At 57.4% G+C, this 25,056-nt stretch carries 18 protein-coding genes and 1 pseudogene; 5 read left to right on the top strand and 14 right to left on the bottom strand.

Translation table 11 applies throughout. From position 1 onward, the window contains the following. Positions 1-53: 53 nt before the first annotated feature. On the top strand, positions 54-398 hold the full coding sequence (locus ACP7BO_RS23260; RefSeq protein ID WP_016783536.1) for a cupin domain-containing protein: 345 nt from the start codon (positions 54-56) through the stop codon (positions 396-398). A 54-nt stretch (positions 399-452) separates the two neighbouring features. On the opposite strand, the gene mmsB is transcribed toward ACP7BO_RS23260, so the two are convergent. Further along, positions 453-1,340, bottom strand: a complete 888-nt coding sequence (mmsB, locus tag ACP7BO_RS23255) for a 3-hydroxyisobutyrate dehydrogenase (RefSeq protein ID WP_426212898.1) — start codon at positions 1,338-1,340, stop codon at positions 453-455. A gap of 11 nt (positions 1,341-1,351) precedes the next feature. Then, positions 1,352-2,866, bottom strand: a complete 1,515-nt coding sequence (locus ACP7BO_RS23250; RefSeq protein WP_060695501.1) for a CoA-acylating methylmalonate-semialdehyde dehydrogenase — start codon at positions 2,864-2,866, stop codon at positions 1,352-1,354. A 182-nt stretch (positions 2,867-3,048) separates the two neighbouring features. Between ACP7BO_RS23250 and ACP7BO_RS23245 the strand changes: the two genes are divergently transcribed. Continuing rightward, on the top strand, positions 3,049-3,996 hold the full coding sequence (locus tag ACP7BO_RS23245) for a LysR family transcriptional regulator (RefSeq protein WP_426212897.1): 948 nt from the start codon (positions 3,049-3,051) through the stop codon (positions 3,994-3,996). A gap of 464 nt (positions 3,997-4,460) precedes the next feature. Here ACP7BO_RS23245 and ACP7BO_RS23240 read toward each other — a convergent pair whose 3' ends face one another. The 6 genes from ACP7BO_RS23240 to ACP7BO_RS23215 all read right to left on the bottom strand — a co-directional run bounded on the left by ACP7BO_RS23240 (position 4,461) and on the right by ACP7BO_RS23215 (position 9,582). Further along, entirely contained in the window at positions 4,461-5,483 is a 1,023-nt protein-coding gene (locus ACP7BO_RS23240; protein WP_426212896.1) for a hypothetical protein, read from the bottom strand. A 66-nt stretch (positions 5,484-5,549) separates the two neighbouring features. Further along, complete coding sequence (locus tag ACP7BO_RS23235; protein WP_426212895.1) at positions 5,550-5,948, bottom strand: hypothetical protein; 399 nt, start codon at positions 5,946-5,948, stop codon at positions 5,550-5,552. Between the two features lie 401 nt (positions 5,949-6,349). Beyond that, positions 6,350-6,898: a Rha family transcriptional regulator gene (locus ACP7BO_RS23230; protein WP_426212894.1), complete on the bottom strand. Its 549-nt coding sequence runs from the start codon at positions 6,896-6,898 to the stop codon at positions 6,350-6,352. A 518-nt stretch (positions 6,899-7,416) separates the two neighbouring features. Beyond that, the gene (locus tag ACP7BO_RS23225) at positions 7,417-7,944 is read right to left on the bottom strand and encodes a hypothetical protein (RefSeq protein WP_426212893.1); all 528 of its coding nucleotides are present in this window, start codon (positions 7,942-7,944) and stop codon (positions 7,417-7,419) included. A 150-nt stretch (positions 7,945-8,094) separates the two neighbouring features. Beyond that, positions 8,095-8,514, bottom strand: coding sequence for a BRO-N domain-containing protein (locus ACP7BO_RS23220; RefSeq protein WP_426212892.1), 420 nt, complete (start codon positions 8,512-8,514; stop codon positions 8,095-8,097). Positions 8,515-8,877: 363 nt separating this feature from the next. Continuing rightward, the gene (locus ACP7BO_RS23215; protein WP_426212891.1) at positions 8,878-9,582 is read right to left on the bottom strand and encodes a tyrosine-type recombinase/integrase; all 705 of its coding nucleotides are present in this window, start codon (positions 9,580-9,582) and stop codon (positions 8,878-8,880) included. An 835-nt stretch (positions 9,583-10,417) separates the two neighbouring features. Between ACP7BO_RS23215 and ACP7BO_RS23210 the strand changes: the two are divergent. From ACP7BO_RS23210 to ACP7BO_RS23200, 3 genes and pseudogenes are all read left to right on the top strand, one after another. Then, positions 10,418-10,552, top strand: a pseudogene (locus ACP7BO_RS23210) (LysR family transcriptional regulator); the annotation flags it as partial. Between the two features lie 309 nt (positions 10,553-10,861). Beyond that, positions 10,862-11,611: a carbonic anhydrase gene (locus tag ACP7BO_RS23205; RefSeq protein WP_397454935.1), complete on the top strand. Its 750-nt coding sequence runs from the start codon at positions 10,862-10,864 to the stop codon at positions 11,609-11,611. A gap of 149 nt (positions 11,612-11,760) precedes the next feature. Beyond that, positions 11,761-12,951 (top strand): glycoside hydrolase family 5 protein, encoded by a 1,191-nt coding sequence (locus tag ACP7BO_RS23200; protein WP_426212890.1) that lies wholly within the window; start codon positions 11,761-11,763, stop codon positions 12,949-12,951. Positions 12,952-13,069: 118 nt separating this feature from the next. Here ACP7BO_RS23200 and ACP7BO_RS23195 read toward each other — a convergent pair whose 3' ends face one another. The 6 genes from ACP7BO_RS23195 to recC all read right to left on the bottom strand — a co-directional run bounded on the left by ACP7BO_RS23195 (position 13,070) and on the right by recC (position 24,778). After that, positions 13,070-13,573: an OmpA family protein gene (locus ACP7BO_RS23195; protein WP_397454938.1), complete on the bottom strand. Its 504-nt coding sequence runs from the start codon at positions 13,571-13,573 to the stop codon at positions 13,070-13,072. A gap of 18 nt (positions 13,574-13,591) precedes the next feature. Then, a complete protein-coding gene (locus ACP7BO_RS23190; RefSeq protein ID WP_426212889.1) occupies positions 13,592-14,851 on the bottom strand; it encodes a diguanylate cyclase domain-containing protein in 1,260 nt (419 codons plus the stop codon). Continuing rightward, on the bottom strand, positions 14,848-15,423 hold the full coding sequence (locus ACP7BO_RS23185; RefSeq protein ID WP_060695513.1) for a YfiR family protein: 576 nt from the start codon (positions 15,421-15,423) through the stop codon (positions 14,848-14,850). The genes ACP7BO_RS23190 and ACP7BO_RS23185 overlap by 4 nt, the downstream gene beginning before the upstream one ends. A 135-nt stretch (positions 15,424-15,558) precedes the next feature. Further along, positions 15,559-17,643 (bottom strand): exodeoxyribonuclease V subunit alpha, encoded by a 2,085-nt coding sequence (recD, locus tag ACP7BO_RS23180; RefSeq protein ID WP_426212888.1) that lies wholly within the window; start codon positions 17,641-17,643, stop codon positions 15,559-15,561. Beyond that, positions 17,640-21,329, bottom strand: a complete 3,690-nt coding sequence (recB, locus tag ACP7BO_RS23175) for an exodeoxyribonuclease V subunit beta (RefSeq protein ID WP_426212887.1) — start codon at positions 21,327-21,329, stop codon at positions 17,640-17,642. The genes recD and recB overlap by 4 nt, the downstream gene beginning before the upstream one ends. Beyond that, on the bottom strand, positions 21,329-24,778 hold the full coding sequence (gene recC, locus ACP7BO_RS23170; RefSeq protein WP_426212886.1) for an exodeoxyribonuclease V subunit gamma: 3,450 nt from the start codon (positions 24,776-24,778) through the stop codon (positions 21,329-21,331). The genes recB and recC overlap by 1 nt, the downstream gene beginning before the upstream one ends. Positions 24,779-25,056 lie beyond the last annotated feature (278 nt).

Genomic DNA, 25,056 nt, shown 5'->3' with positions numbered 1-25,056 from the left:
AACCCGGTGCCGGTTAGGGTGAGGTTTGTACCTTGTCCATCACCGGAGTTCTTATGTCTGCGCCAATTACCGTGCTTCGCGATACCCATCCCCTGCCCGTGCTTGATGCCTGCAAATGGGAAAAGCTTGAAGGCGACCCGCACACCGTGAACCTCAACGCGTACACCAGCGAAGACGGCAGCAAGATCATGGGCACGTGGATTTGCACGCCCGGCAAGTGGTACGTGGAATACGTGAAGTGGGAATACTGCGACTTCCGTGAGGGCTACTGCATCATTACCCCTGAGGGCAAAGAACCGATCCATCTGCGGGCCGGAGACATCTTTGTGGTGGAGCCGGGTATGAAAGGCACATGGGAAGTGGTTGAAACGGTGCGCAAGTATTTTGTCTTTGCCTGACTGACACCCCGCAAAAAAGCGGGAGTCCGCCCGACGCGGACTCCCGCAAATGCCCTATTCGGGCTTGCGATAGCTGTTAATGATGGCCGAGAAGTCCTTGCCGCCTTCTCCGCGCAAACTCATGGCCTGATACAACTGTTGCGCCACTGCCCCCATGACCACGGGCTGATGCGCCTGACGTGCAGCTTCGGTGGCCAGCCCCAGATCCTTGAGCATCAGTTCGGCACCAAAGCCGCCGGTGTAGCCGCGCGAAGCAGGTGCGGTTGCCACAATGCCCGGCCACGGGTTGTAGACTTCGGAACTCCAGCAGCGGCCGGTGGAACTGTTGATCACGCCTGCCAGCACTTCACTGTCAATGCCCAGTGCCGCGCCCAAAGCCATAGCTTCACTGACACCGACCATGGAGATGCCAAGCAGCAGGTTGTTGCAGATTTTAGCCACTTGGCCGGTGCCCACATCCCCACAATGGACTATGTTGCGGCCCATTTGCGAAAGGACCGGGTGCAGCGTATCGAACAGCGCTTGAGTGGCGCCGACCATAAAGGTCAGGGTGCCCGCTTGCGCCCCGCCGGTGCCGCCGGACACCGGGGCATCGGCCATTTGCACCCCTTGTCTGGCCGCTGCGCCAGCCACATCGCGGGCGGTTTGCGGGTCAATGGTGCTGCAATCCACCGCCGGCACACCTTCGCCGATACCGGCCAGCACCCCGTCCTCACCCAGCCACACACTGCGCACATGGGCGGCGGCCGGCAACATGGTAATCACCAGTTCTGTACCTTTTGCCGCCTCGCGGGGCGAAGCGCTGATGTGGCCGCCCAGAGCTGAAAGCTCAGCCAGGATGTCCTTGTTCAGATCAAACAGGTTCAACGAATGCCCGGCCTTGATCAGGTTGCGCGCCATCGGTGCGCCCATATTGCCCAGGCCGATAAATGCAATGTTCATGGTCTGTGCCCTCAACGAAGATTGATGGTGGTGTTGACGCCATCATTCACGCTGTCGTCGTCGAACCAGCGACTGGTGACGGTCTTGGTCTGAGTATAGAACTGCACGACTTGCTTGCCGTACGGACCCAGATCGCCAAGTTTGGAGCCGCGCGAACCGGTGAAGCTGAAGAACGGGACCGGTACCGGGATCGGAATGTTGATGCCGACCTGGCCCACATCGATTTCGTTCTGGAATTTTCGCGCCGCCGCACCGCTTTGGGTAAACAGACCGGTGCCATTGCCGAACGGGTTGGCGTTGACCAGCGCAATGGCCTGGTCGAGGGTGTCGACTTCAATCACCACCAGTACCGGGCCGAAGATTTCCTGGGTGTATATCTGCATGTCGGTGGTGACACCCGAGAACAGGGTCGGGCCCACGAAGTTGCCTTGCTCGAAACCCGGCACCTTGATGTTGCGACCATCGAGTTCCAACACCGCGCCTTCTTTGATCCCGCTTTCAATCAGCCCCAGCACGCGCTCTTTCGCACGTTTGGAAATGACCGGGCCGACATCAGTGCCCGCCTCGCTGCCCGCATTGACCTTGAGCTTTTGCGCCAGTGCCTTGAGGTCCGGCAGCCATTGTTTGGCCGCGCCCACCAGCACCACCACCGAGGTGGCCATGCAGCGTTGGCCGGCAGCACCGAAACCGGCGCCGACCAGCGCGTTCAGGGTTTGCTGGCGATTGGCGTCGGGCAGCACCACCGCGTGGTTTTTGGCGCCCATCATAGATTGCACGCGTTTGCCGTGGCGGCCTGCCAGGTCATATACGTGGGTGCCCACGGCGGTTGAACCGACGAACGACACCGCCTTGATATCGGTGTGGGTGCAGAGCGCGTCCACCACATCCTTACCGCCATGGACCACGTTGAGCACACCCGGCGGAACCCCGGCCTCAAGGGCCAGTTCGACCAGCATCAGGGTCGACAGCGGGTCTTGCTCGGAAGGTTTGAGTACGAAGGTGTTACCGCAGGCAATCGCCATCGGGAACATCCACAGCGGGATCATTGCCGGGAAGTTGAAAGGCGTAATGCCTGCACAGACGCCGATAGGTTGACGCAAGGTGTAGGTATCCACCCCGCTCGCAACGTTTTCCGCGAACTCGCCCATCTGCAGGGTGCCGATAGAGCACGCGTGCTCGACAACTTCCAGGCCACGGAAAATATCGCCTTCTGCGTCGGCAATGGTTTTGCCCTGCTCGGCACTGAGAACGGTGGCGATACGCTTTGAGTGCTCACGAATCAGCGCCTGCAACTTGAGCATGATGCGCATCCGCGCGCCGATCGGCGTCAGCTTCCAGGTCTGGAAGGCGCGTTGCGCAGCAGCAATGGCGGCGTTGACTTCATCGGGGGTGGCGAAAGGGACTTTGGCCAGTACCTGCTGAGTTGCCGGGTTGACGATGTCGTGCCACTCGGTGGTCTGTGACTCGATCCATTCGCCATCAATCAGCAGTCGGGCATTTTGGTACGGGGTGGTAGAAACGTTCATGGAAGTCTCCGAAATTATTTTTATGTCCGATCACGCCAATCTGTAGAAGCCAGCTTGCTCGCGAGCAAGCTCGCTCCTACAGATTAAGTCGTATACCGGTGCGCCCGGATTGGTCGCAGGGCTGTTTTTGGAGTATAGGTGTGCGTTCTTCTAATAAGAACGCACATAAAAGCCGGTCTAACATGCAAAAAAACATCACATCGTTAAGTGCACTGAACTGGGACGACCTGAAGTTTTTCCTCGAGGTAGCCCGCACCCGCAAGGCCAGTAGCGCCGCCAAGCGCCTGGCGGTGGACTACACCACCGTGTCACGGCGCATCAGCTCGCTGGAGGCCGCACTCGGTACCTTGCTGTTCGAAAAATCACGTACCAATGGCTTCACCCTGACCCCTGAAGGCCAGCGTTTGCTGGGCTATGCCGAGTCCATCGAGAGTACGTTGCATATGGCCTGCGAGCAGGTTTCGGGCTCGGGCGTGGCGCTGTCGGGGCATGTGCGGATGGGGTGTACGGAGGGTTTCGGGAGCTTTTTTATTACCCCGCAGCTGAGCCACTTCGTGGATGCGTACCCGGCCATATCGGTGGACATCCTGCCGCTACCGCACTTCATCAGCCTGTCCAAGCGTGAAGCGGACATCGTGATAGCCCTGGAGCGCCCGGAACACGGGCCGTACGTGTGCTGCAAGCTCTGTGACTACCGGCTGCAGCTATTCGCCACCCAGGAATACCTGGACCAGCACCCGCCGATTCAACGGGCGGCCGACCTGGTGGATCACCCGTTTATCAGTTACGTCGACGATCTGGCGTTCAGCTCAGAGCTGCTGTACCTGGCCAATGTGCTGCCCGGCGCCAGCGCCAATCTGCGCAGCACCAGCGTGATCGCGCAGTTCGTAGCGGCGCAACAAGGTCGCTCGCTGGCAATCCTGCCGTGCTTTTTAGCGGCTCAAGACCCACGTTTGCTGCCGGTATTGCCGGACGAGATCAACCTGACTCGCCAGTTCTGGATGTACTGCCGCGAGGATCTCAGGAAGCTCAAGCGGATTACTCTTTTATGGGATTACATAAGAGAGGTCACTGAGCTAAACCGCCCGTTATTGCTGGGCGAAACCCAAGTCCAACTGTTCGCAGACTGAGAGTCTACAGGTTGCAAAGGAAGCTCATCCTAACGACCTCAGAAGGGTCTTGGCAACGACTTGTGACAGAGTTGGTACAAGACTTGTGACAGCTTCAGGCCTGCTTACAGTGGCGCGTACAGGCACGATAAAGACCCATGGCGTGTGCGCGTTAAGGCTCAGGCGCTGGAGGCCCCATGGGGGACTTTGGGTTTGCTCTTACGTTGAGATGGGCACACAAATTATTCCCATTTTTCCCCAAAAGAGTTCTTAAAGAACCCACACGGCAATCATCAGGCGCACCACTAACGACACACCACAGAAGACCCAATAGGCGTCCTGTAAGGTGATCGTCATATGGCCTCCTTTTATTGCATCGTTATATCATTACATAAAAATTAGGGAGACCCGAAGGCATCCCTAAAGTGATTCGTTACTGTGGAGCTATTTGTTATTGAATGATCTGACCAACCTCCCCTTCTTTATTAAGGAGCTGCTGTGAATACCAGTCGCTTGATCATCTTGAAGGGCACCATCTCGGTCTGAAGGCCATCAGAGTCCAGCTTGACCTTGACCATAGCGTTAGCCAGCAAGTCAAAGACACAACGGATCTCAAGGTCCCAGCCCTGCTTAGCAGCATTACGGGTGGCCTCAACATTCCAGATGTTGCCATTACGACCACCACGGTAACTCACAGAGGTGAACGACTTAGGCAGCAGGTAGACACCATAGTCAGTGCCTGAGTAGGCCTGAACGTGGGTGCCCAAGAGGTCTGAAGCACTCTCAAGGCCAGCACGTTGAGCAGCCCGATTGAGCATTGGGGACATAGCTGATGGGATCAGGATAATGAAGTCAGCAACATCGACACCCACAGCAGGATTAACGTGTTCTGAAAGCAGGTCTAAAAGGTCTTCTGCCTTCTCCACTGCTTTGCCTGTCAGGGCACCTACATACGAGGTGTCCACTGAAGGCGCACCCACAAGGGTCTTAGCAATCTGACCAGCAGCATGAAGCTCAATGTCCAACAGGAGCTTTTCACCTGTCTGCATCATGGAGCCTTCGGTGAAGCCTGCCTGAAGGGTATGGTCCAGCATGGTGACTCGGTGGCTGATCAGAATGGCCTTCTCAGCGGCCCCAGTGAAGATGAACTCACCGGCCAACACAGGAGCCTTATCGACCACCTGATTGTCCCAGTTCTCACGAGGATCAAAAGTCACGGATTGGTCAGCCAACAAGGCAATCTGTTGACCAGTCGCATTGGAGCCATAAGGGCGGAACTCACAAGGGCTGGCCTCAATAGCCATCTTACGCCAGTCTTCAGAGTTCAAATGGTCATCAAGGGCCTCACTCAGTGCCTCGATGTAAACAGAAGTATCAGCAGCAGCCAGGGAGTCTTTACGGATAGGTCCAGCGTTATATTGGATCTGACCACCATTAACCTGATCGTACTCATCCGAAGTAATGGCAGTGGTGTACGAGTCTGGTTTCTTGTTCTCAAAAGGTTTCATGTAGTTCTCCTAAAGTTGTATTGAGTTGCCCCTCTGTTATGAAGGGCTGCTTGATGTACGGTCTTGTTACCAGTCCACACCATTGCCGGAATTAGCACGAATAGCTTCACCGTGGGCTCTGGCCTGAGCAAACTTACGCTCACGCTCAAGGCGCTTCTCAGCTTGTTCACGTTGAGTCGGCATATGGACACGATCAGCGGCAGACTGAGCCAACACTTGGCGCTCCTGTTCGATACGGGACTGTTCTTGGCGTTGCTCAAAGAGGAACCGTGAGGCCTCAGGAACTGCACTGAGAGACAAGCCCGCATCATCGAAAGCCTCAGCTACCTTAGTGACTTTAACGCGATCCTTACTGGCCTGAGAGACCAACAAGGGCAGCATGATGGACTCAGCAAAGGCACGGGTAAGAACTTGACCGTACAGCTCAACAGACTTAGGGGTTACATTAGTGATAATGACATGCATGATTTAAATGTCTCCTGACATTGGTAAGGGAATCAGGCGCATAAGGAAGTAGACGACCAGAAAGGCGGAGACCAAACGTCTCTCCCTACTGATTCACTTCCAATGGCATCTCTGGGTTTATACTGCGATAGCCCCATGCGCGGGGCTTTAATAACTTGAGGTGAAACTTATTGTTATTAGGGATGCTACTGGCCAGCCCGACAGTGATTACTCACCGTACTTACAGCCAACCTTTGTTAACTGATGTTCGACCCAAAGTCTCTTAGCGGACTCTGAGGGCCTGGGTATGCAATAGGCTCCTGCATTACGATCAACAGCCCTAATGGCATGATGAGCTTCACTACGCATGTTCTTGTAGGAGTCCATCAAGATGGTCTCAGTGTGAGTAATGGGTTTAAGCATTAGTGACCACCGGCCTTGGTGTTGGCTCGGACAAGCCTGCTTTGCTTTTCCCTATTCGCTTTCTCAAGCTGATGGGCCTTAGCTGCTGGGCTTTTGGAACTCGGAGTGCGCCTCAAGGCTTGCATAGCTTCTCTGAAGTTATCCTTCTCGCGCTCGAAAAGGTGGACCACAGCGGCCTGTACAGACACACGTTCAAAACCCGAGCCCTCAAGCTCAAGCCAGCGCTTGACGATCATGTTGGACAGCTTGAAGGAGTACCGGGAGAGCAACGTAAAGGTCAGCTCTTTGTCGAGGATGGTCAGCGGACGAGATTCACCCTTGGCATCCTTGTACTTGGCTTGGACGAATTTAACCTCCCCAAATATGGGGGCGTCGATCAGATCCAACTCCTTGAGCATCTTGGCAATGTCCCGTAGAACATGGTCGTGGCGCTTACTGGTGATCTCTGCAATTTCCAAGGACGACATACCTGGCAAACCGTTGAGGGTCGTTGAGCTAATCGCTCCGGCCTTTGAGATGTTCTCGAAGATGGTTGTGGTGGTGGTCATGTTTGTTTGCTCCTTTGGTTATGCCCACTCGTTCAGTCTCTACCGACTGGAAGCCCACACTCAGACAAACGAACTGAATACTTCCAGTCGCCTGAAGAATGGGCATAACGAAATGAGGTGTGGTATGTGAAGTGGCTTAGAGTGCCGGGCATTCTATCTGTGAGTGTTAATTAAATGTGGACTTCATTGAGGCACTTGGGTGTCGCAATAAAATAGTGGATGGGTGTGTTCTATATGTGAGGGTTAAACAAAGCGATTGACAGCAACCTTAAAGCCATGAATGAAACAGGACCAAGGAAGACTATTAAGCGGCAAGAAAGGGAGGGACTCAACGTCGTGGTCATCATTGCGAAGCAAGACCCACAACTGAGGCTCACTTAAAGTCGATCCTTGGTTTCCTTTGTTCGGGATGTGTTTCACAATCACCCTGATCACCTCTTGACAATGGTCTAAACACCAACCAAAGCCCTCCTTAAAGTGCTTCCCTTATACTCCCTACGTTTAATCGGCGTCGACACTTATTGCTTGCATTTTAGTTCAGCCTCAAGATCAGCTTCCCGTTTCAACCTACTGTGCAACTCGGGGTGCCGCTGGAGATACTCAATAATTCCATGAGCAGCATGACGGGCAACTTTGGCAATCAGCATAGTGGTTCTTTCTGGCTGGCCTTCTCGACCCAATGCCTCAACAGAAAAGAAGTTACTATAAAGAGCCGAAAGTACAGCTCCAGGTCGGACATTTAGCTTGCCCTTACTGGTGCCCGCTGAAGTTGTAACCGATCCATAAACAATGTCATCCAGCCATTGAGGTCGTTTGATGCCAATGACAAACATAAGTGTTGCTACTGGGTTGGGCGTATTGAGTGCGGGTCGGCCTCGACGTGGGCCAGTTGGTTGCTCCTTCTGGAGCTTTATTATTGGTGTGGGTGATGGTGACTGTCTCCAATGATTAGCTTTTTGGGCATCCTCAATAAGCAGGGGATCAGCGCGCCGTAGGGTGGACCAGCGTTGGTAGCTGGATGGCGCAACTCCATAGTCTTGGTGCATGTTGTGCTCCTCATCAGTGAGTAGTCGGACGGGGTGTCCTTCTCCAACTGTGAGGGTTATTAAATTGCCACTACCGAACCGCGCTGCTACGTGGATTCATCAAGGCCATGACCCTGCGAGTCGTCAGGATTTCATTCAGGCCCTTGAGGGTTAAATAGCCATGTTCTCAATGAGCGCCCTCAAGTCCCCATAGTCCATGCTGAGCTGCTGGGCTTCAGGTGTCTTGCTGGTCCCTATGTCATATGAGCCGGTCTTACGGATGGATGGTAGGACCTCCTCAGTGACCCACTTACGGAATGGCTCAGATGCCGGAGCGTGGCCCCTTAGGAGCATCTGATAGGTAGTCCCTTCTGATAGAAGCCATGTGGTCGGCTGGAGACCTTTAGGCATCTCAAGAGCCTCTACAAATTGTATAGACCCCACCATCACTGCACTGGTAGGAGCCTTGGCGGCTGTGCGTGAAGCGGACTGACTTGGGACCTTAAGCCCAGCCACACGAGCCACCTGAGTAGCAATGAACAGGAGGTCATGCTCAGGGTGCCCGATTAGGACGTCCAATTGGTTGCCCATGATGGCAATTTGATTTCACGCATGCCTACTATGGTGATCCAAAACAACAAAGATGGATTCATTTATGGCTTGGTTTATAGACGACACGAAAGTATTCAAGATTCCCGCTTCAGGGGACTACTGGGCTCCAGTTCATTCGCCTGGAGACACTGTGGCTATTTCAGGGATTTACATCTGTACGGGATGCAAAGCAGAAGTTACCTGCAACAACAAAGATCCGTTCCCTCCACAAAATCATCACCAACACCCGACCTCACTCGGCAAGATAGGCTGGAAATTGCTGGTTCAAACGAACACAGCAGGGAATTAACCTGTTGATAGCCCAGTACAGCCGAATGCATTGGGCTATCTAAATAGAGTTACTTAGGCCACCTGAGGCAATAGCAAACCATTGAGCATCTCAGCGATGACCACTACCGGGACACCTGAGCCGTAGGTATCAAAGGTAATCGTCCCTGAAGCGTGACCCATGACAGCCTGAGCATGAGTCATAGGAACCCCTTTGGCCTGCATCAGGGAAGCCAATGAGTGGCGCAATGAGTGGAACACCAAGCCCCTTACATAGGACTCCCCAAGAGCCTGAGGGATTGCCTGCTGGTTGACCCATTCGCCTGCTGGTCTGTAGCCAATCTGTGCCAACGAATCATTCCCGCTCTGTTTGCAGGTCTCGACGTATCCCAAGAAGGCTTGAAGGTCGAAACCATAGGCACCATCAGTCAACGGCACTTGTCGCTCACTGCGCTTGTTCTTGATGGACTTACCCTCACCAACCTCATTGATGTGGATAACGACAATGCCTGACTCAAGGGTCTGAATGTCGCGCGCGCTCAACTGAGAGATTTCATTGAGTCGACCACCAGTGATGATGCCAAGGCTCAGCAACCAGCGCTTCCATGAAGACCCTGGGAGATTGTTAGCGTAGGCCATGAGGTTGCGAATCTGGTCTTGAGTGAATGCCTTACGGGTGGACTCAATGCCTTTGGTGAACTTCAGTTTCTTGTCGTATGACTTTTCGAGATGACCATTCTCAACTGACCAATTCAGGACAGCAGATAGCTTCATCAGCATCTGGTTAACCGTTGATGGTTTCCGTGTGGTCGCCAGCCTATCCCTCAAGGCCACGAGGTCTGCCCTTGTGTGCGTCCTCAGGTCCAAGGCTCCTAACTCGGTACATAGGACGCCATGAGTAAACTTGGTGGAACTGAGTGTGCTGGCTTTCTGTTCCCCTGCCCGATCCGACATGTAGAGGCCTGACAGAAACCCAAAGGTCATTGGAGGGGCACTTACAGATAGGGACAGAGGCACGCCTTTGACGTGCTTCAAGTCGCTCTGAGAGCCTCCCTCAAGGTCCCTGATGATGTTCACCAATGGCACTGAGTCTCCCTGTAGTCGCTCCTGAGCAGCACTCATAACCTGTCTCGCCTTGGCTACGTGTTCATGCTGGTCAACACTCAGCGGCATCGTAGCTGCTATCTCAGTCAGGTTAGTTCTAACGTCCTCGTACAGGTCTCCCCAGTCACGCAAGGATTGGACATCATGGGCTGACGACAAGAGCCCCTCAGCGACCCACAACAGATGCTCCCTCAGTTCGCTCCAGGTTGCCTTAGGGTGATCCAGGTGAAAGGTCCTGATGGTTTCTGCAAGTCGTCTTGAAGCGTCCATAGCGGCCTTTCTATCTGAGGTCTTGAGTGACACTGAGGTGGCTTGAGTGGTGCTGCCGGTCTCTCTGAGGCGCAGATAGTAGATGCCATTGCGTCTGTAGTGATAGGGCTTAGCGAGCCTTGTAGTCGGCCTGAGAGGCTGAACAGGACTTGTGACAGCACTTGTAACAGGATAGAGCTTTGGAGTGGTCTTCATGGCAGCAGGCCCCGTAATCATTGGGTGGGACCTTTGCTACCTGTAGTTCTGGATGTACTGCCGCGAGGATCTCAGGAAGTTGAAACGCATCACTTTGCTGTGGGATTACATCCGTGAAGTGACGGAGCTGAATGCGTCACTGTTGCTGGGGGAAACTCAAAAGATGCGTTTTGCCGACTGACTGCTACTCAGCATTCAAACAGTCGCAGCATGTCGACCGCAGGAGTGGCTTGGCAATTTAAAGCAGTGACGGGCATCCGTTGCTGCACCGGTACTAATGGCAGTAATGACTTGCTGAATGTTTACCAAGGTTACAGTCACAAAAAGACGCACAAGCGCTGATTAACCAGCCCTGCTTTTCGGATAAATCCCATATCTCCAATCCACCACCCCCTCCTACTCTTCGCGTCCGGCCAAATTCCACCTGCCAGCCTCCGACCATCGATTAGCCGAGGAGCCATGGCGTCAATGACCAAGAGTGTTCCAGCCTATGTGCAAAACAAGCGAGCCATCCCCAGCGCCCACCATCAATCATCGCCGCAATTTCCTCCGGCTGGCCGGGGGCGGCGCCGGCGCGCTGATGCTGGCCGGCGTGCTGCCCGCGCAACTGGCGCAAGCGGCCAGCGACGGCCCTCTACCTAAACCGCAGAACAAACTGGACCCGCAACAGGCATTGACCCGCCTGATGGCAGGTAACGCCCGTTACGCCAATGGCGTGACCCGACGCCATGACTTCCTGACAGAGCGTGAAGCGCTGGTCAGCGGACAAAATCCTTATGCCGCCGTACTGGGCTGCGCCGATTCGAGAATCGCTCCGGAGTATGCATTCGACACCGCTCGAGGCGACCTTTTCGCGGTGCGAGTGGCTGGCAACTTCGTGACTTCCGATGGCCTGGCAAGCCTGGAGTACGCCGTGGCAGTACTGGAAACACCCTTGATCCTGGTGCTGGGCCACGACAGTTGCGGGGCGGTCTCTGCCGGCGTCAAGGCACAGAAAGACGGCGCGAAGTTTCCTGGACATATTCAAGGCCTGGCAGATGCCATCAAGCCATCGGTCGCAAAGGTCTTAACCATGCCCGGTGTGCTGCTGGACAACGCTATCGCCCAAAACGTCAAAGACACGGTGGCCCGCCTCAAGAGCGAATCAAGCCTGCTGGCCGACGCGCTGGCCAAGGGCAAGCTGGCCATCGTGGGTGGCATCTACAAACTCGACAGTGGCAAAGTCGAGTTGATCGCCTAGACCCTAGACATGTCCCCGGGCTGCAGCCTTTGCGTGCTTTACACAGGCGACCAGCGCGCGGGACATGCATCCCGGTGTTAGAAAACGCTACTGGCTTCTAATGAATAATCCGGTTCCCTTCCCGCAGCAGCCTCCGAGCAGAGACCACCATGAAATTCAGGACGATCCCCTCCCTTCTGTTGCTGGGTGTTTTGTCTGGCGGCGCCGGTGCCGCGGACATGATGTCCTTCTGGGAAAAGCCTGAACGTGGAGGAAACAGTTTCAATCGACTCCCTCCCGATCAAGCCTACTTCGACGCTCTGCAGGGCTATGGTGCGAGCTGGGTGCGCCTGTCCTATGACAAATGGCAGCCGGCAGAACGGGACTACCTCCTGGGCAATGCCGACCACTACAAGGGGCTGGTTGAGAAGGATCTGGCGCAGCTGAAAGCTGCGCTGGACCGGGCACATACAGCGGGTCTCAAAGTGGTGATCACTCCCCTTTCGCTGCCGGGCATGCGCTGGGCGCAAAACAATGGCAACCGCTTCGATGACCGCTTGTGGCAAGACAAAGCATTCTGGACCCAGAGTGCTGCGTTTTGGCGCGACCTCGCTGCGGCGCTAAAGGATCATCCGGCCGTTGCGGCCTACAACTTGATCAACGAGCCGGCGCCGGAAAAGCGGGGAGGCGTGGTCGAGCACGCCGATGCTGCAAAGATGCGGGACTGGTATGAAAAAAATGCAGGCACCGCCCGTGATTTGCCCGGGTTTTACACATCCATCATTAACGCCATTCGCGAAGTCGATCAGCTCACGCCGGTCATGGTCGACGCCGGCTGGTACGCCGCTGCCGATGCGTTCTCATATTGGCCAGCGCCATTGGCCGACACCCGCGTGCTGTATAGCTTTCACATGTATGAACCCTATGCGGCAACCAGCGCTCCCAACTTGCAACGTGCCAAACCCTATACCTACCCGGGCGTCGTGCCATTTGCTGCGGGCATGCAACAGTGGGACACGAGTCGGGTCCAGAGCTATCTCCAGCAGCCGCTTGACTGGGCCGGGCAGCACGCAATACCTGCCAGCCGGATGGTGGCCGGGGAGTTCGGATGCATGCGTAAATTACCGGGCTGCCAACAGTATCTTGAGGATGTGCTCACCACACTTGAGGCCGCCAATGTGCACTGGGCGTTTTACAGCTTTCGCGAGGACAGCTGGGACGGCATGGATTACGAACTCGGAACTGCCAATGTTCCCTGGGCTTACTGGAAGGCCATTGACGACGGGCAACCGGACCCGGTCAAACGCAATGCCACACCTGAATTCGAACCCATCAGCAAGCGGTTGAAGACTGATAAATAAGTGGCGGCCCCCTTGATGAGGCGATGAGCTGCGCTGACAAAACCCCGGTTTTTTTCAGACACGCAGCCAACTCATTTCATAGTGATGACAGAAAAAACCGGGGCGATAACCTGAGCCGCTATTCGGCAATCACCACAATCGAAACCCGCCGGTTTTCAGTACGCCCGGTACGAGTGTTGTTGGACGCTACCGGCACGCGACTACCCAGCCCGCGGACCTGAATATTCTCAGGCCGCATGCCGACTTTGGTCAGCGCTTTGACCACGCTGTTGGCACGGCGCACGGAAAGTTGTTCGTTGTAGGACTCCTTACCGGATGAGTCGGTATGACCGTCAACCCGTAAGCGCTGGATGTCCGCAGCGAGCAAGGCAGTACCGATGCGCTCCACGATTTCCTGACTTTGCGGGTTGAGCACTTCCAGGTCGCTGCCAAACAGTACTTTGCCTGACAAACCAAACGCCCACCCTTCATCGGTCAGTTCAAAGCCCTGTTGTTTGAGTACCGCAATCTGCGCCGGGGTCAGACCTTTGGGCGGGGCGGTCTGGCAGCCGGTCAATGTCAATGTTGCCAACAACAAGGCAACGCTAAAGAACTGCAGGTAACGCTGGGTCAATGCACGCATGAAGGGTCAAGCTCCTGATTATTTCTGGGCTGCGGGGTACTCCAACTCCGCAACGTGTTGCCCGCCTCGGGCGAGGCGTTTGGCCTGGTACATCGCCGAATCCGCTGCACAGAGCAGCGTGTCCGGCGTTGCGCCATGTTCGGGGTAAACGGCGATGCCAATACTGAGCGAAGTCACGACATGGATTTCATCCGGTAACCGGATCGGCTCATGCATGCTGGCGATGATTTTGTCCGCGATGCGTTGTGCATCTTCGATTCTGTGCAGCGGGGTCAGCAATATGGCGAATTCGTCGCCGCCCAGACGCGCCACCACATCGTCTTCACGCAACTGGGCACGAATCCGTGTCGCCACTGCGACCAGCACCGCATCCCCAGCGGCATGGCCATAGGTGTCATTGATGTCCTTGAACCGGTCACTGTCGAGAAACAGCACGGCGACCTTGTCCACAGGCTTGTTCAGCGAGCGCAAGGTCCGCGCCAGCCGCGCTGCAAAATAGGCACGGTTGGGCAGGTCGGTCAGCGAGTCGTGACTGGCCTGGTGCGCCAGTGTCTGGTTTTCATTTTGCAAATGGCTCTGCCATGACTCCAACTCATCAAGCAAGGCATTGAAGTCGTTGCCCAGGTTGTCCAGTTCGGCGATATGCGCAGGCGGCACGCGACGGTCAAACGCCCGCTCGCTGCGCGCGGCGTGGGCCACTTCGGCCAACTGCTGCAAGGGCCCGGTAATGCCGCCGAGCAGACGCCGTGAAAGGTACAGGGCACTCCAGGCACTGAGCGCGGTACACAGCAAAACCCCGAGCAACCCGCTGAGCAAAAAGCGCAACATATTGGCACCGTGCCCACTGAGTATCACCACCCCCACTTCTCGGCCCTGATGCTCAACCGGCACACTTATCGGCTGTTGCAGCAAACTGTCGGCCAGCAGCATTTCAACTGTCGCCAGCACGCCGGTTTCCGGGCGCTGCCAGTGTGCGAGCAATTCCCCGTCGGCGGTGTAGACCTGCGCCTCGGCGACCGCTTCAGTGGAGGCGATCAGGTCCAGCGCTTCGGTTGCCGCCACACGGTCATCAAACACCACAGCGGCTTCCACCGTGTAGTTGATAGCGCGTGCGATCAAGTGCAGGTTGTGATCGGCGTAGACCTTGAGCGCCAGCACCCCCAGCAGGGTCATGGAGGCACTGGCCAGCGTGACGGCCACCAAGGCCACGCCCAAATGGCCGCGCCGCAGTACCGAGCGCAAGCTGCGCCGGTTTTCAGGCGCTTTGGAGGGAGTCATGGCTGAGCCGCCCGGCGGCGGGACAGTTGCAATACATTGGGGTGGATGCGCACACCGCTGCGGGCGACAGAGTCGAGATTAACTTCAAACGACACCTGGTCATCGGTAACTCGCAGGCAAAACAGACTGCCGACGGTGCATTGATTACCGTATTCGCTGATGCTCAGGATGGCGTGTCCGTTCAGGGAGTCGAACACATCACTACGTTCTGTCGTACTTAGCTTGCCCAGATACACCGCGTTGCACTCGCGGGCAATTGCAGGATCACTCGCCAGTACACGACGGACTTGCACCGGCCTGCCACTGGACTGAGTAGCGCCTTTAAGCAGGTCATCGGTGTATTCAGTAGGGCCAACCACGCATAACTGCAATTGAGCCGGTTCGGTGGGCCAGCGTGCATAGCTGAGGATGCCCAGGACCACTTGGGTCACGGCCCTGGCACGCTGATCAGCCAGGTTGACGGGCACTTGCGGTTGGGCCAGGCAGGGAGCGCTCAACAGTAACAGGCAAAGTGATAGCTGCCGTAGCCGCCATCCAGTGCGCTGCTCAGGCGATGAGACAGCCACGTCCATGCAAGAAGTCTCTGTATTTTTCGGATGAATAATGCCGCAACGATACCACAGCACGTACTTAAACGTGATACGCGTCACACTGCGACCTATCCAAACCAACTTTTCAAAGATTGCACACTCTAAGGCGGCCGCTCCCTAGGCCAGCCCCAGCATCAGCCCGCTCAAGCGCTTAACCTTGCGTTGTACGGCTTCTTCAAATACGCCGGCACGCGGCTCGACCAGGCTGAACCAGTGTTTGGCCCGAGTAATGCCGGTGTAAATCAGCTCTTTGGTCAATACCGGATTCAAGGCTTGCGGCAGTACCAGCGCGGTGTGGGAAAACTCAGAGCCCTGTGACTTGTGCACCGTCATGGCGTACACCGTTTCGACATCATTGAGCCGGCTTGGCAACACAAAACGAATGCCGCCCTGCCCGTCGTTGCGAGCGAACGCTACACGCAACACAGGTCTTGATGACTCACCGTCGCGCTCGGGAAGCTTGAGGGCGATACCTATATCGCCATTCATCAGCCCCAGCCCGTAATCATTACGGGTCATCAACACCGGGCGCCCTTCGTACCAATGCTGATCGCTGTCAATCAACTTGCGGGCGAACAAGGCCCGGGTGATGCGCTGATTCAAACCTTCAACGCCCCACGGACCTTTGCGCACTGCACACAGCACTTGAAACGCTTCAAACGCCTCCAGCACCTTGCCTGCCCACGCAGCCCAACAAGGGTCTTCAAGCCCCATGCCGGCCGCCGGGCGTTGCTCGCGCAACACTTCAAGATAATGTCGGTAACCTTTGGCCTGCGCCCCGTGCCCTTCCAGCGCCAGACGCTCAAAAGCGCGGTCTTGCTCATCTTTGAGCGGCAGTGCAAAAAGGTCGTCATGGGTGCAGGCTGCCAATAACGCCCGCGCCTCATCGGACTGCTGACGGTTGACCAGCCGCGAGAGCCGGCCGATGCCGCTGCCTTCACCAAAGCGCCGTGAATGGCGGAGCATGACCACTTGCTGTGCGAGCGGGTGAGAGCCGTCCAGGTCTTGTTGCAAGCCGCTGGCAGCCAGGCTTTCACCGCTGACGTGCTCCAGCCACTCACGTGTTTGCGGGGTGTACCAGCCCGCTTCGGCATCGCGGCACAAATCCCCCAGCACGGCACCGGCTTCAACTGACGCCAACTGGTCCTTGTCCCCCAGCAGCACCAGTCGCGCATGGGCGGGCAGCGCGTCGAGCAGGTTGGCCATCATTTCCAGGTCGATCATCGAGGCTTCGTCGACCACCAATACGTCCAGCGGCAGGCGATTACCCGCGTGATGACGAAAGTGCCGGGTGCCCGGCCGACTACCCAGCAAGCGGTGAACAGTGGTCACATCGCTGGGGATTTTTTGCCGGACCTTGTCGTCCACTTCCAGTGATTTGACTTGCAGGCTGATGGACTCGGTCAGGCGCGCCGCTGCTTTACCGGTCGGCGCGGCAAGACGGATCCGCAAAGGCGTTCCCGCTTCAACGGCCGGGGCTTGAAGCAACGCCAGCAAGCGCACCACGGTGGTGGTTTTGCCCGTGCCGGGACCGCCGGTGACGATGCTGAACGCACCTCGAGTGGCCAGAGCGCAGGCCAGCTTCTGCCAGTCAATGGGCGCATTCGCAGTCGGGCTGCCGAACAGGCTGTCGAGGCGCGCCGGCAAATCATCTGCGGTTGCTTGCGGGGCTGCGAGGCGCTGACGCAACGCATTGTCGATCCGACGCTCATACGCCCAATAGCGGCGCAAATACAGACGCCGGTCACTCAGCACCAATGGCCGACTTGCGGCATCGGCCAGCGACTGCCCGGCATGCTCGACCAGCGGGCTGGCCTGCAAGGCCTTGCACCATGCATCGCCATCCAGCGCCTCGAGCAATTGCGAGGGCAGCAACATGGCACCGGTTTGTACATCGCCTTCAGGTGGCAAGGACAACGCGAAATCGGGCTCTTTGAGGGTTTCAAACAGATCCAGGCACACGTGCCCGTGACCCAGCTGGTGGCTGGTCAGTGCCGCCGCCAGCAGTACCAATGGATCGCTTTGGGGGTCGCGTTCATACAAGAATGCGACGAACGCTTTATCCAGCGCGCGCAACCAGCCACGCTCCACCCAGCGCTCCAGCAGTACCAGCAAGTCCTCTGCCCGGCGCAAAGGCTGCAACCGGGCAAGGCTTTCGGCCGTCAACGGTGTGGGTAACAGCTCGGCAAATGAACGACTCATAACAACACTCCCTGTTCCCATGCCGGCTCTGCTTGCTGTGCCGCAGGTTTGCCCTGGAACATCAGGTCCAGGCTTTCAATCAATACTCTGGGCGGACGAGTGAAGAACACCCCCTGCCCCTGGGAGCGGGTACCGCGCAAGAACAGATACAGCGCGCCGCCCATATGCCGGTCATAGTCGTAATCCGGCAACCGGGCCTTTAGCTGGCGGTGCAAGGCCAGCAGGTACAACACGTATTGCAGGTCGTAGCGGTTATCCAGAATGGAGGCGTTCATCGCTTGTTCGGTATAGGCCGAATCGTCGGCGCCCAGCCAGTTGGATTTGTAGTCCGCCACGTAATAGCGCCCTTCGTGCTCGAACGTCAGGTCGATAAAGCCTTTGAACATGCCGTTGAGCAAGCTCGGCTCCGCACCCGCACGCGCGGCACCGTCGTGGGTGTGCTGACGCACCAGCTTGTCCAGTTGCAGGACATCAACTTTGTGGCTGGCAAACCAGAATTCCATTTCGATCTGATACTGGCTCAACTGGCTAAGGACCACCGCCGGCTGGCCGTTATTGAGGCGCAGTGGCTCATCCTGCAAATGCTGCAACCAGTCGCTCAACGTCTCGATCCAGCCTTGCCAGCCGCGGCGGTTACAACGCCGCGCCACGGTATCCTGGATTGCCTGCGGGTCGGCCTTGAAACCTTCGCTGCCCGCCCACTCGAGCAGACCATGGAGGAATGTTCCGGGATTGGGTCCACGGGGAAAGCGGTGGATGTCGCCGCCGCTGAGCGGTACTTCACGGGGAGCATCCGGGTCTAGCCGCTCATCGTCCGACAGCTTTTGCGCCAGGGCGCTTTCAGGCGCCTCGGCCGGGCTGAGGCTGTCACTGATGCGCAATGCGCTGTAGGACGCGATCCACCAGTTCTCCGCTGCCCGACGTGACGGCAGCAGCGGTTTACGCAAGGAGGCCTGATTGAGCGGTGGATAAAATGTCGCCTCGCTGGCTGCTGGCACCGGCAAGTACTGGATCGCCCCGCAGTCTTGTTGCAGGTCTGTCAGCCAGCGCTCCAGGCCGGCGGATTCGACCAGCATCGCCCCACCGCCAAGCAGGTAGCCTAACGCTGAAAGATGCAGGACCGAGCGATTGTTGTTGCCGCGCTTGAGGTCGGCAACCCCGAGCCAGCAGGCATGCTGCGCCCGGGTCAGGGCCACGTAGAGCAGCCGCAGGTCCTCGGCCAGACGCTCGTCATCCGCCTGGGCTATCAGCTCTGGCGTGGCTTTTAAACTCACCTGCGCGTTACCCGCACCATCGTGATAGTGCAGCGGCAAGCGGCTGCCATCCACCGGTTTGGTGGAGCAAATAAATGGCAGGAATACCAAGGGGTACTCCAGGCCTTTGGACTTGTGAATGGTCACCACCTTGACCAGTTGCTCGTCACTCTCAAGGCGCAGGATTTGCTCTTCCCCGGCCTGCCCGGATAACGCCAGGTGCTCGGCCAGGTGCCGGATCAGTGCCTGTTCGCCATCCAGTTCGGCGGCGGCCTGTTGCAGTAATTCGGACAGGTGCAAGACGTTGGTCAGGATCCGCTCGCCATCGGTACGGGCAATCAGCGCCTGGGGCAGTTCGAAGTCATGCAGCAGGCGGCGCAACATGGCGAGCACGCCCTGCTTGCGCCAGGTTTCGCGGTAGCCACGAAACTGCATGACCCGCGATTCCCAGGCCAGCTCATCCTGGTTGAGACGTTCAAGTTCGATCAGTGGCAGGTCTAACGTGATGCAGGCCAGTGCCGCCCGCAGTGGGCGCTCTACGTCCGGCTCGGCACAGGCCTTGAGCCAGGCCAATACATCGTGAGCTTCCTGCGCGGCGTAGACCGAATCCTTATCAGACAGGTAAACGCTACGTACGCCACGTGCCGATAATTCACGCCTGACCGCCTGAGCTTCCTTACCGTCACGGACCAAAATGGCAATGTCCGCCGGCAACACAGCACGCAAGGGTTTGCCAGCCTGGGCAAAACCGCAGCGACCTTGCTGCCCGCCATTGAGCAGTTCAACAATTTGGCTGGCACAGGCGGCTGCCAGTTGCTGGCGATAAATGACACCTGATACCGGCTGCTCGGAGGGCAACTGCCAAAGGGTCAACGCGCTGACAGGCTGGCCATCGAGTTGCAGGACTTCTTTACGGCCCTGGGATTTGACCGACACGAAGGGCACCGGATTCTCCAGGCCATCACGGAACAAAAATGCACCCCGCCCGGTCGCCCGTTGCTCGGCCCGCTCAAATACATGGTTCACCGCTTCAACCATCACATGGCTGGAGCGGAAGTTGGTGTCCAGCGTATGCAGTCGGCCGCTGGTGGCGTGCCGTGCACGCAGGTAGGTGTAGATGTCGGCACCGCGAAAGGCATAGATCGCCTGTTTCGGATCGCCGATCAGGAACAGGCCGGTGTCGGGGCTGTTGTCTTCGATCCGGTAGATGGTCTCAAAGATGCGGTACTGCACCGGGTCGGTGTCCTGAAACTCGTCAATCAGAGCCACCGGGAACTGTTCACGAATCAGGGTCGCGAGGCGTTCGCCGCCTTCGGCCTGCAGCGCCGCGTCGAGCCTGAGCAGCATGTCGTCGAAGCCCATCTCGGCCCGAAGGCGCTTTTCTTCTTCAAAGCGTTTGCTCACCCAATAGGCGGCGTGTTCCAGGACTGCAGCGTCCGGGGTCGGCAACGCATCAAGTGCAGCTTTCAGGCCGGACATCGCATCCAGCGCCGGATGCTGCGGGGGCTCGCCTTTCCAGGCTTCTGCGAAGCCATCCGGGGTCAGGCGAGTGAAACCTGTGCCCAGATCCAGCTGCTCCAGAGAGTCGTCAGCGGCCCAGGCGCTGAGCTTTTCAAACCAGGGCTCGAAATAACGGGCCTGCATTTTCCTGCCGTCCACTGCCTTGGCGGCCACACCTTGCAGGCAGATTTCACGCAGCTGCTGGGCCCATTGCAACCAGGGCGTTTTTAGCTGTGACAGGGCCTCGCGACGCTCCAGCAAACAGGCTTCAATTATCGAGGCCGGGGTTTGCTCCGGGTTTTTCGGCGCCCGCGAGCTGGCGAACAACGCTCGAACCCGCGGTAACAATGCAGCCGGACCACTCCAGTTGGCGCGCACCCAGTTCAAGGCGTCACCGTGCATGGGGTAGCAAAACAGTCGCCAGTAATCGCGCAGCACTTCACCGAGCAAATCGCTGTGGTCGGTTTCCAGGGTTTGGGTAAACAGGCTGCCGCTGTCGAAGGCATGTTCACGCAGCATCCGCTGGCACCAACTGTGGATGGTCGAAACGGCTGCTTCGTCCATCCACTGTGCAGCGATATCGAGACGCCCGGCACAGGCAGCCCATTGCCCGGGCGTGAACTGGTCACGCAGTTGTGCCACCAGGGCATCCGGTGCTTCGATCTCGTCACGGAAGAACCGCGCCGCTTCAGCGAGCCGGGTGCGGATACGATCACGCAGCTCTTTGGTAGCCGCATCGGTGAAGGTCACAACCAGGATTTGCGGTGGCAACAACTCGCGGCCAAAGCCTGAGTCCTCTGCGCCATGACCCAATATCAAACGCAGATAGAGTGCCGATATGGTGAAGGTTTTACCGGTACCCGCGCTGGCCTCGATCAGTTGACTGCCGCGTAGGGGAAAGGCCAGAGCCAGGGGTGTTTTTTGCTCGTTCATTAGCGGGACGCCTCGCTGTTTAATGAACGCCAGGGCGCATCAAAAAGTGGTCGATAGAGGGCATCGCACCACTCTGCAAATTCTTCACTGGCCATCAAGGCGGCGTAATCCGGGAACTGGCGGGCAAGCGCGGCGCTTTCGCGACGCTCGCCATCGCTGGTCTGGCCGTCACCTTCGTAGGCTTTTTGTGCCGCCGCATCGGCTTTCGCCGGATCAGACTGGGCAAGCCAGGCGAAGGCTGTTTTGACTGCAACGGGCAATGGCCGGCCCATTCCGACTTTCCAGGCCATCAACAAATTGCCAAGAATTTCACTCGCCTGTTTTGCCTCCAGAGGCGCGAGCAGCAAGGTGTCATCGCTGGCGACCAAGGCTGTGGACATGTCCAGGCCACTGGCGCAGGCAATCAAGTGGTTGACCCAGGGCCGGGTCAGCCGATGCCATTTACGGGTTTTAATCGCGCCAATGCTGTTAGGAATAGTGGTAACGGACAGTAAGCCTTTGTCACTGCGCTGGTGCAGGTTGCCGAGCCAGCCTTCAAGGGTCAGGCCGTTAGCCTCAAAGCTGACGGGCAGTGCACTGTTAAGCGGCGTCGGCCATAGGAGCAATAATTGCTGATAGCGCTGTAGGACATCGGGAAGTGGCTCTATCAGTTCTTGTTGCAGGCACTCGCCAAAACCGGCCATGGGTAACAGGCCACTGCCCTGTAAGCGCAGGGCCCGGGTATGCAAAGCCTGCTCAAGCTGATCAGGCTGCGCCAGTGCGGCTTCGAGCAAGCTGTCGCTAAGGGTGTAACGCTGTAGCGCATCCAGTACGAAGGGTTCTTCATCTGCCAAAGGCACTTCAGCCGCCTCAAAGAACACTTTCAAACGCTGACTAAAGAAGTGACGTACAGGGTTACGCAAGAAGTCCTGCAACTGGGTCAGGTTCAAGGGCTCTTCTTGTTCGTGCGCCGCCAGGATGCCCGGCGCAACGGGTGCCGGTTGGGGCTCGTGCAGACGTTGCCATTCCCGGGCATAGCTGAACAGGCTGGAATTACCTTCGTGGAAGTAGCGGGTACTGAAGGGTTGAAGCGGATGCTCTTGGGTCATGGCTTCAAGCAAGTCGCCACCCTCTGCCAGTTGCCAGCCGCTGGCCAGGTGATCACGCAGCTGACCGATCAATACGCAGGCGGGACGCTCGCTGTTGTCGCGGATACTGCGTCCGACCCAACTGATATAGAGCTGGTCGCGTGCAGAAAGCAGCGCTTCGAGCAGCAGGTAGCGGTCATCCTCCCGGCGGGAGCGGTCGCCCGGGCGATAGTCGCTGCCCATCAAGTCGAAATCCAGCGGTGGCTGCGCACGCGGGTAATCGCCATCGTTCATGCCCAGCAGGCATACCAGCTTGAACGGGATAGCCCGCATCGGCATCAGGGTGCAAAAGTTCACTGCCCCGGCCAGGAAACGCTGCGACAGCTTGCCCTGGTCAAGTCCGGCCAGCCAGGCTTCACGTACTACCGTTAGCGGTAACGCGTCTTGCAGGCCAACCAGCTCACAGGTTTCGAGCCAGGTTTCGCGAAGCTCTTCGAGCTGGGCCAGCAGGTAATCGTCGTGTTCGGTTTCGGCCAGGAAAAACAGTTGCACCAATGCCTGCAGCCGCTCACCCCATTGCTGCGGCAACGCCGGCTGCGAGAGTTCCTGGTGGGCAATTTCCAGTGCATCCAGCAAAGCCACGAGCGGGCCGATCAGTACCGCATCCAGACCGCCAATTTCATCATACGGTTCAATGCCGTCGCAGGCTTCGGCGCTACCGACGGCATAACCGAGCAGCATGCGGCGCAGGCCAAAACGCCAACTGTTTTGTTCCAGGTGTGACGGCAAGCCGAGGCCGGCACGCTGCTCAGCATTCAATCCCCAACGAATCCCTGCGCCTTCAATCCAGCGATGCAAGGTCGGCAAGTCGCGCTCCTGTACCTTGAAACGGGCGCGCAGGGCTGGAACATCCAGCAAGTCGAGAATTTCACTGACCGGAAAACGGCTGTCCGGCAGTTTGAGCAGATGCTCGATAGCGATCAGCAGCGGATCACGCCCACGCTGACCCTGGTCAGCCAGGGTGTAGGGGATGAAACGACGGTCGTCTCGCTCAATCTGGCCAAATACCGCCCGTATATGGGGGGCGTAGCTATCGATATCCGGCACCATCACGATCACATCGCGTGGCTGCAACTGGGGATACTTGGCGAATCGCGCGAGTAGCTGGTCGTGAAGAATTTCGACTTCGCGCTGTGCACTGTGGGCGATGTGAAAGCGGATTGACTCGTCCTGTTCCAGATCTACAGCGGGCCATAGTTCACGGGTTTCGTTGAGCGGGCGCAGTTCAAGAATGTCATCCTGCAACTGGTTCAACTGGTTGAGCGGTTGTACTTCACTGAACAGGTCGATACGGCCGTCACGAAAAGCCGCACGATAACTGTTGGGGTCATCGTAGCTGTCGAGCAGGTTGATGTAATCACGCCCTTGTTTGCCCCAGGCGGCAAGCAGCGGATGGGCATGTTGATGCAGGATATCCAGGTCCAGGGCTGCCGGCATTCCTGCCTTGCGCGCCTGACGCTTGTATTGGTGACGCAGCAGGTCTTTATCCGCAACGATGTCAGACCAGTGATGGCGACAAGGATTATGTACGCACAACAGCACCTGGCTGAAACGGGCAAGGCCGGCGAGGGCTTCAAGCGCCTGGGCGGGCAATGACGAAATGCCGAAGACAATCACCCTGGCCGGTAAACCGGGCGGAGCTTGCTCAATGCTGTTGATCTTGTCCATGAAGCGCTGGTGAACACCTGCCCGACTCTGCGACATGCCCTCCTCACCCACATCGAGCAATAACGCACGCCACAATTCGGCCTGCCAGCAGTTAGCCGGGCTCAGTGCCGGGCTTTCACCCCGGGCATTGCGTAACTGGAGGCGGCCTGCGGCCCAATCTTCCAGCCAGTCGGCGCGGTAAACCTGATATTGGTCAAACAGATCGGCCAGACGCTCTGACAGCTGATAGCGTTTGCGCAAATCAGTGTCATGGGTAAGGAAGCGCTGCAAGGGTTCGAAGTGCGGCTGGTCGATAAGCACCGGGAGCAAGCGCATCAGGCGCCAGGTAAGCGGAGCCTTGTCGAGCAGGGATGTGGCGGGGATTTGCTCACTGCCTAAAACGATTCGATAGAGCTGCCACATAAAACTGCCGGGCAACTGCACATCAACTGCGGCAGCAATGCCACAACCACCAAGGTCATCGTCCTGAGCATCTTCCGCCAGAGCCAGCTTCAGCCATTGGGCGATGCCGTTACTCTGCACCAAGGCAATTTCGTTCTCCAAAAGCGCCAGGGGATAACGGCGCATCCAGCTCACGACCAAGCTGCGTAACTCATCAAGGCGGTTACCGTGAACCACCATAAAACCCGCATTGAGGGACGTAGCAACCGGCATGACGGCATCCTTAGGAGAGGGCAAATCCAAAGGCGAACCTTATCATTGCCCGGGAGCATTGGTGGAGTATTGCAAGGCCGGTCCGACTTTGCAGGCGCGGGCGCAGACTGCGAGCGACAGCATGTCTTTCGCAAGTTAAGCCCTGTGCCACCTGTTGCATTGCGCATTCAGGATTTACGGCGACTGCAGCACCGCAAGAGTTGTTGCAGCGTATCGCTGTCTGCAACTTTTCTCGCCACAAAAACAAACCCCCTGTCTGCGTGAGCAGACAGGGGGTT

The organism is Pseudomonas sp. TWR2-1-1 (assembly GCF_049897045.1).
GTDB classification, from domain to species: Bacteria; Pseudomonadota; Gammaproteobacteria; order Pseudomonadales; family Pseudomonadaceae; genus Aquipseudomonas; species Aquipseudomonas versuta.
Note: the sequence above shows the minus strand (reverse complement) of the source record. Positions and strands in the feature narration are given on the sequence as shown.

Excerpts from the sequence above, each read along its gene's own strand:
- ACP7BO_RS23260 (WP_016783536.1), top strand. The coding sequence starts at position 54 with ATGTCTGCGCCAATTACCGTGCTTCGCGATACCCATCCCCTGCCCGTG.
- mmsB (WP_426212898.1), bottom strand. The coding sequence starts at position 1,340 with ATGAACATTGCATTTATCGGCCTGGGCAATATGGGCGCACCGATGGCG.
- ACP7BO_RS23250 (WP_060695501.1), bottom strand. The coding sequence starts at position 2,866 with ATGAACGTTTCTACCACCCCGTACCAAAATGCCCGACTGCTGATTGAT.
- ACP7BO_RS23245 (WP_426212897.1), top strand. The coding sequence starts at position 3,049 with ATGCAAAAAAACATCACATCGTTAAGTGCACTGAACTGGGACGACCTG.
- ACP7BO_RS23240 (WP_426212896.1), bottom strand. The coding sequence starts at position 5,483 with ATGAAACCTTTTGAGAACAAGAAACCAGACTCGTACACCACTGCCATT.
- ACP7BO_RS23235 (WP_426212895.1), bottom strand. The coding sequence starts at position 5,948 with ATGCATGTCATTATCACTAATGTAACCCCTAAGTCTGTTGAGCTGTAC.
- ACP7BO_RS23230 (WP_426212894.1), bottom strand. The coding sequence starts at position 6,898 with ATGACCACCACCACAACCATCTTCGAGAACATCTCAAAGGCCGGAGCG.
- ACP7BO_RS23225 (WP_426212893.1), bottom strand. The coding sequence starts at position 7,944 with ATGCACCAAGACTATGGAGTTGCGCCATCCAGCTACCAACGCTGGTCC.
- ACP7BO_RS23220 (WP_426212892.1), bottom strand. The coding sequence starts at position 8,514 with ATGGGCAACCAATTGGACGTCCTAATCGGGCACCCTGAGCATGACCTC.
- ACP7BO_RS23215 (WP_426212891.1), bottom strand. The coding sequence starts at position 9,582 with ATGCTGATGAAGCTATCTGCTGTCCTGAATTGGTCAGTTGAGAATGGT.
- ACP7BO_RS23205 (WP_397454935.1), top strand. The coding sequence starts at position 10,862 with ATGTGCAAAACAAGCGAGCCATCCCCAGCGCCCACCATCAATCATCGC.
- ACP7BO_RS23200 (WP_426212890.1), top strand. The coding sequence starts at position 11,761 with ATGAAATTCAGGACGATCCCCTCCCTTCTGTTGCTGGGTGTTTTGTCT.
- ACP7BO_RS23195 (WP_397454938.1), bottom strand. The coding sequence starts at position 13,573 with ATGCGTGCATTGACCCAGCGTTACCTGCAGTTCTTTAGCGTTGCCTTG.
- ACP7BO_RS23190 (WP_426212889.1), bottom strand. The coding sequence starts at position 14,851 with ATGACTCCCTCCAAAGCGCCTGAAAACCGGCGCAGCTTGCGCTCGGTA.
- ACP7BO_RS23185 (WP_060695513.1), bottom strand. The coding sequence starts at position 15,423 with ATGGACGTGGCTGTCTCATCGCCTGAGCAGCGCACTGGATGGCGGCTA.
- recD (WP_426212888.1), bottom strand. The coding sequence starts at position 17,643 with ATGAGTCGTTCATTTGCCGAGCTGTTACCCACACCGTTGACGGCCGAA.
- recB (WP_426212887.1), bottom strand. The coding sequence starts at position 21,329 with ATGAACGAGCAAAAAACACCCCTGGCTCTGGCCTTTCCCCTACGCGGC.
- recC (WP_426212886.1), bottom strand. The coding sequence starts at position 24,778 with ATGCCGGTTGCTACGTCCCTCAATGCGGGTTTTATGGTGGTTCACGGT.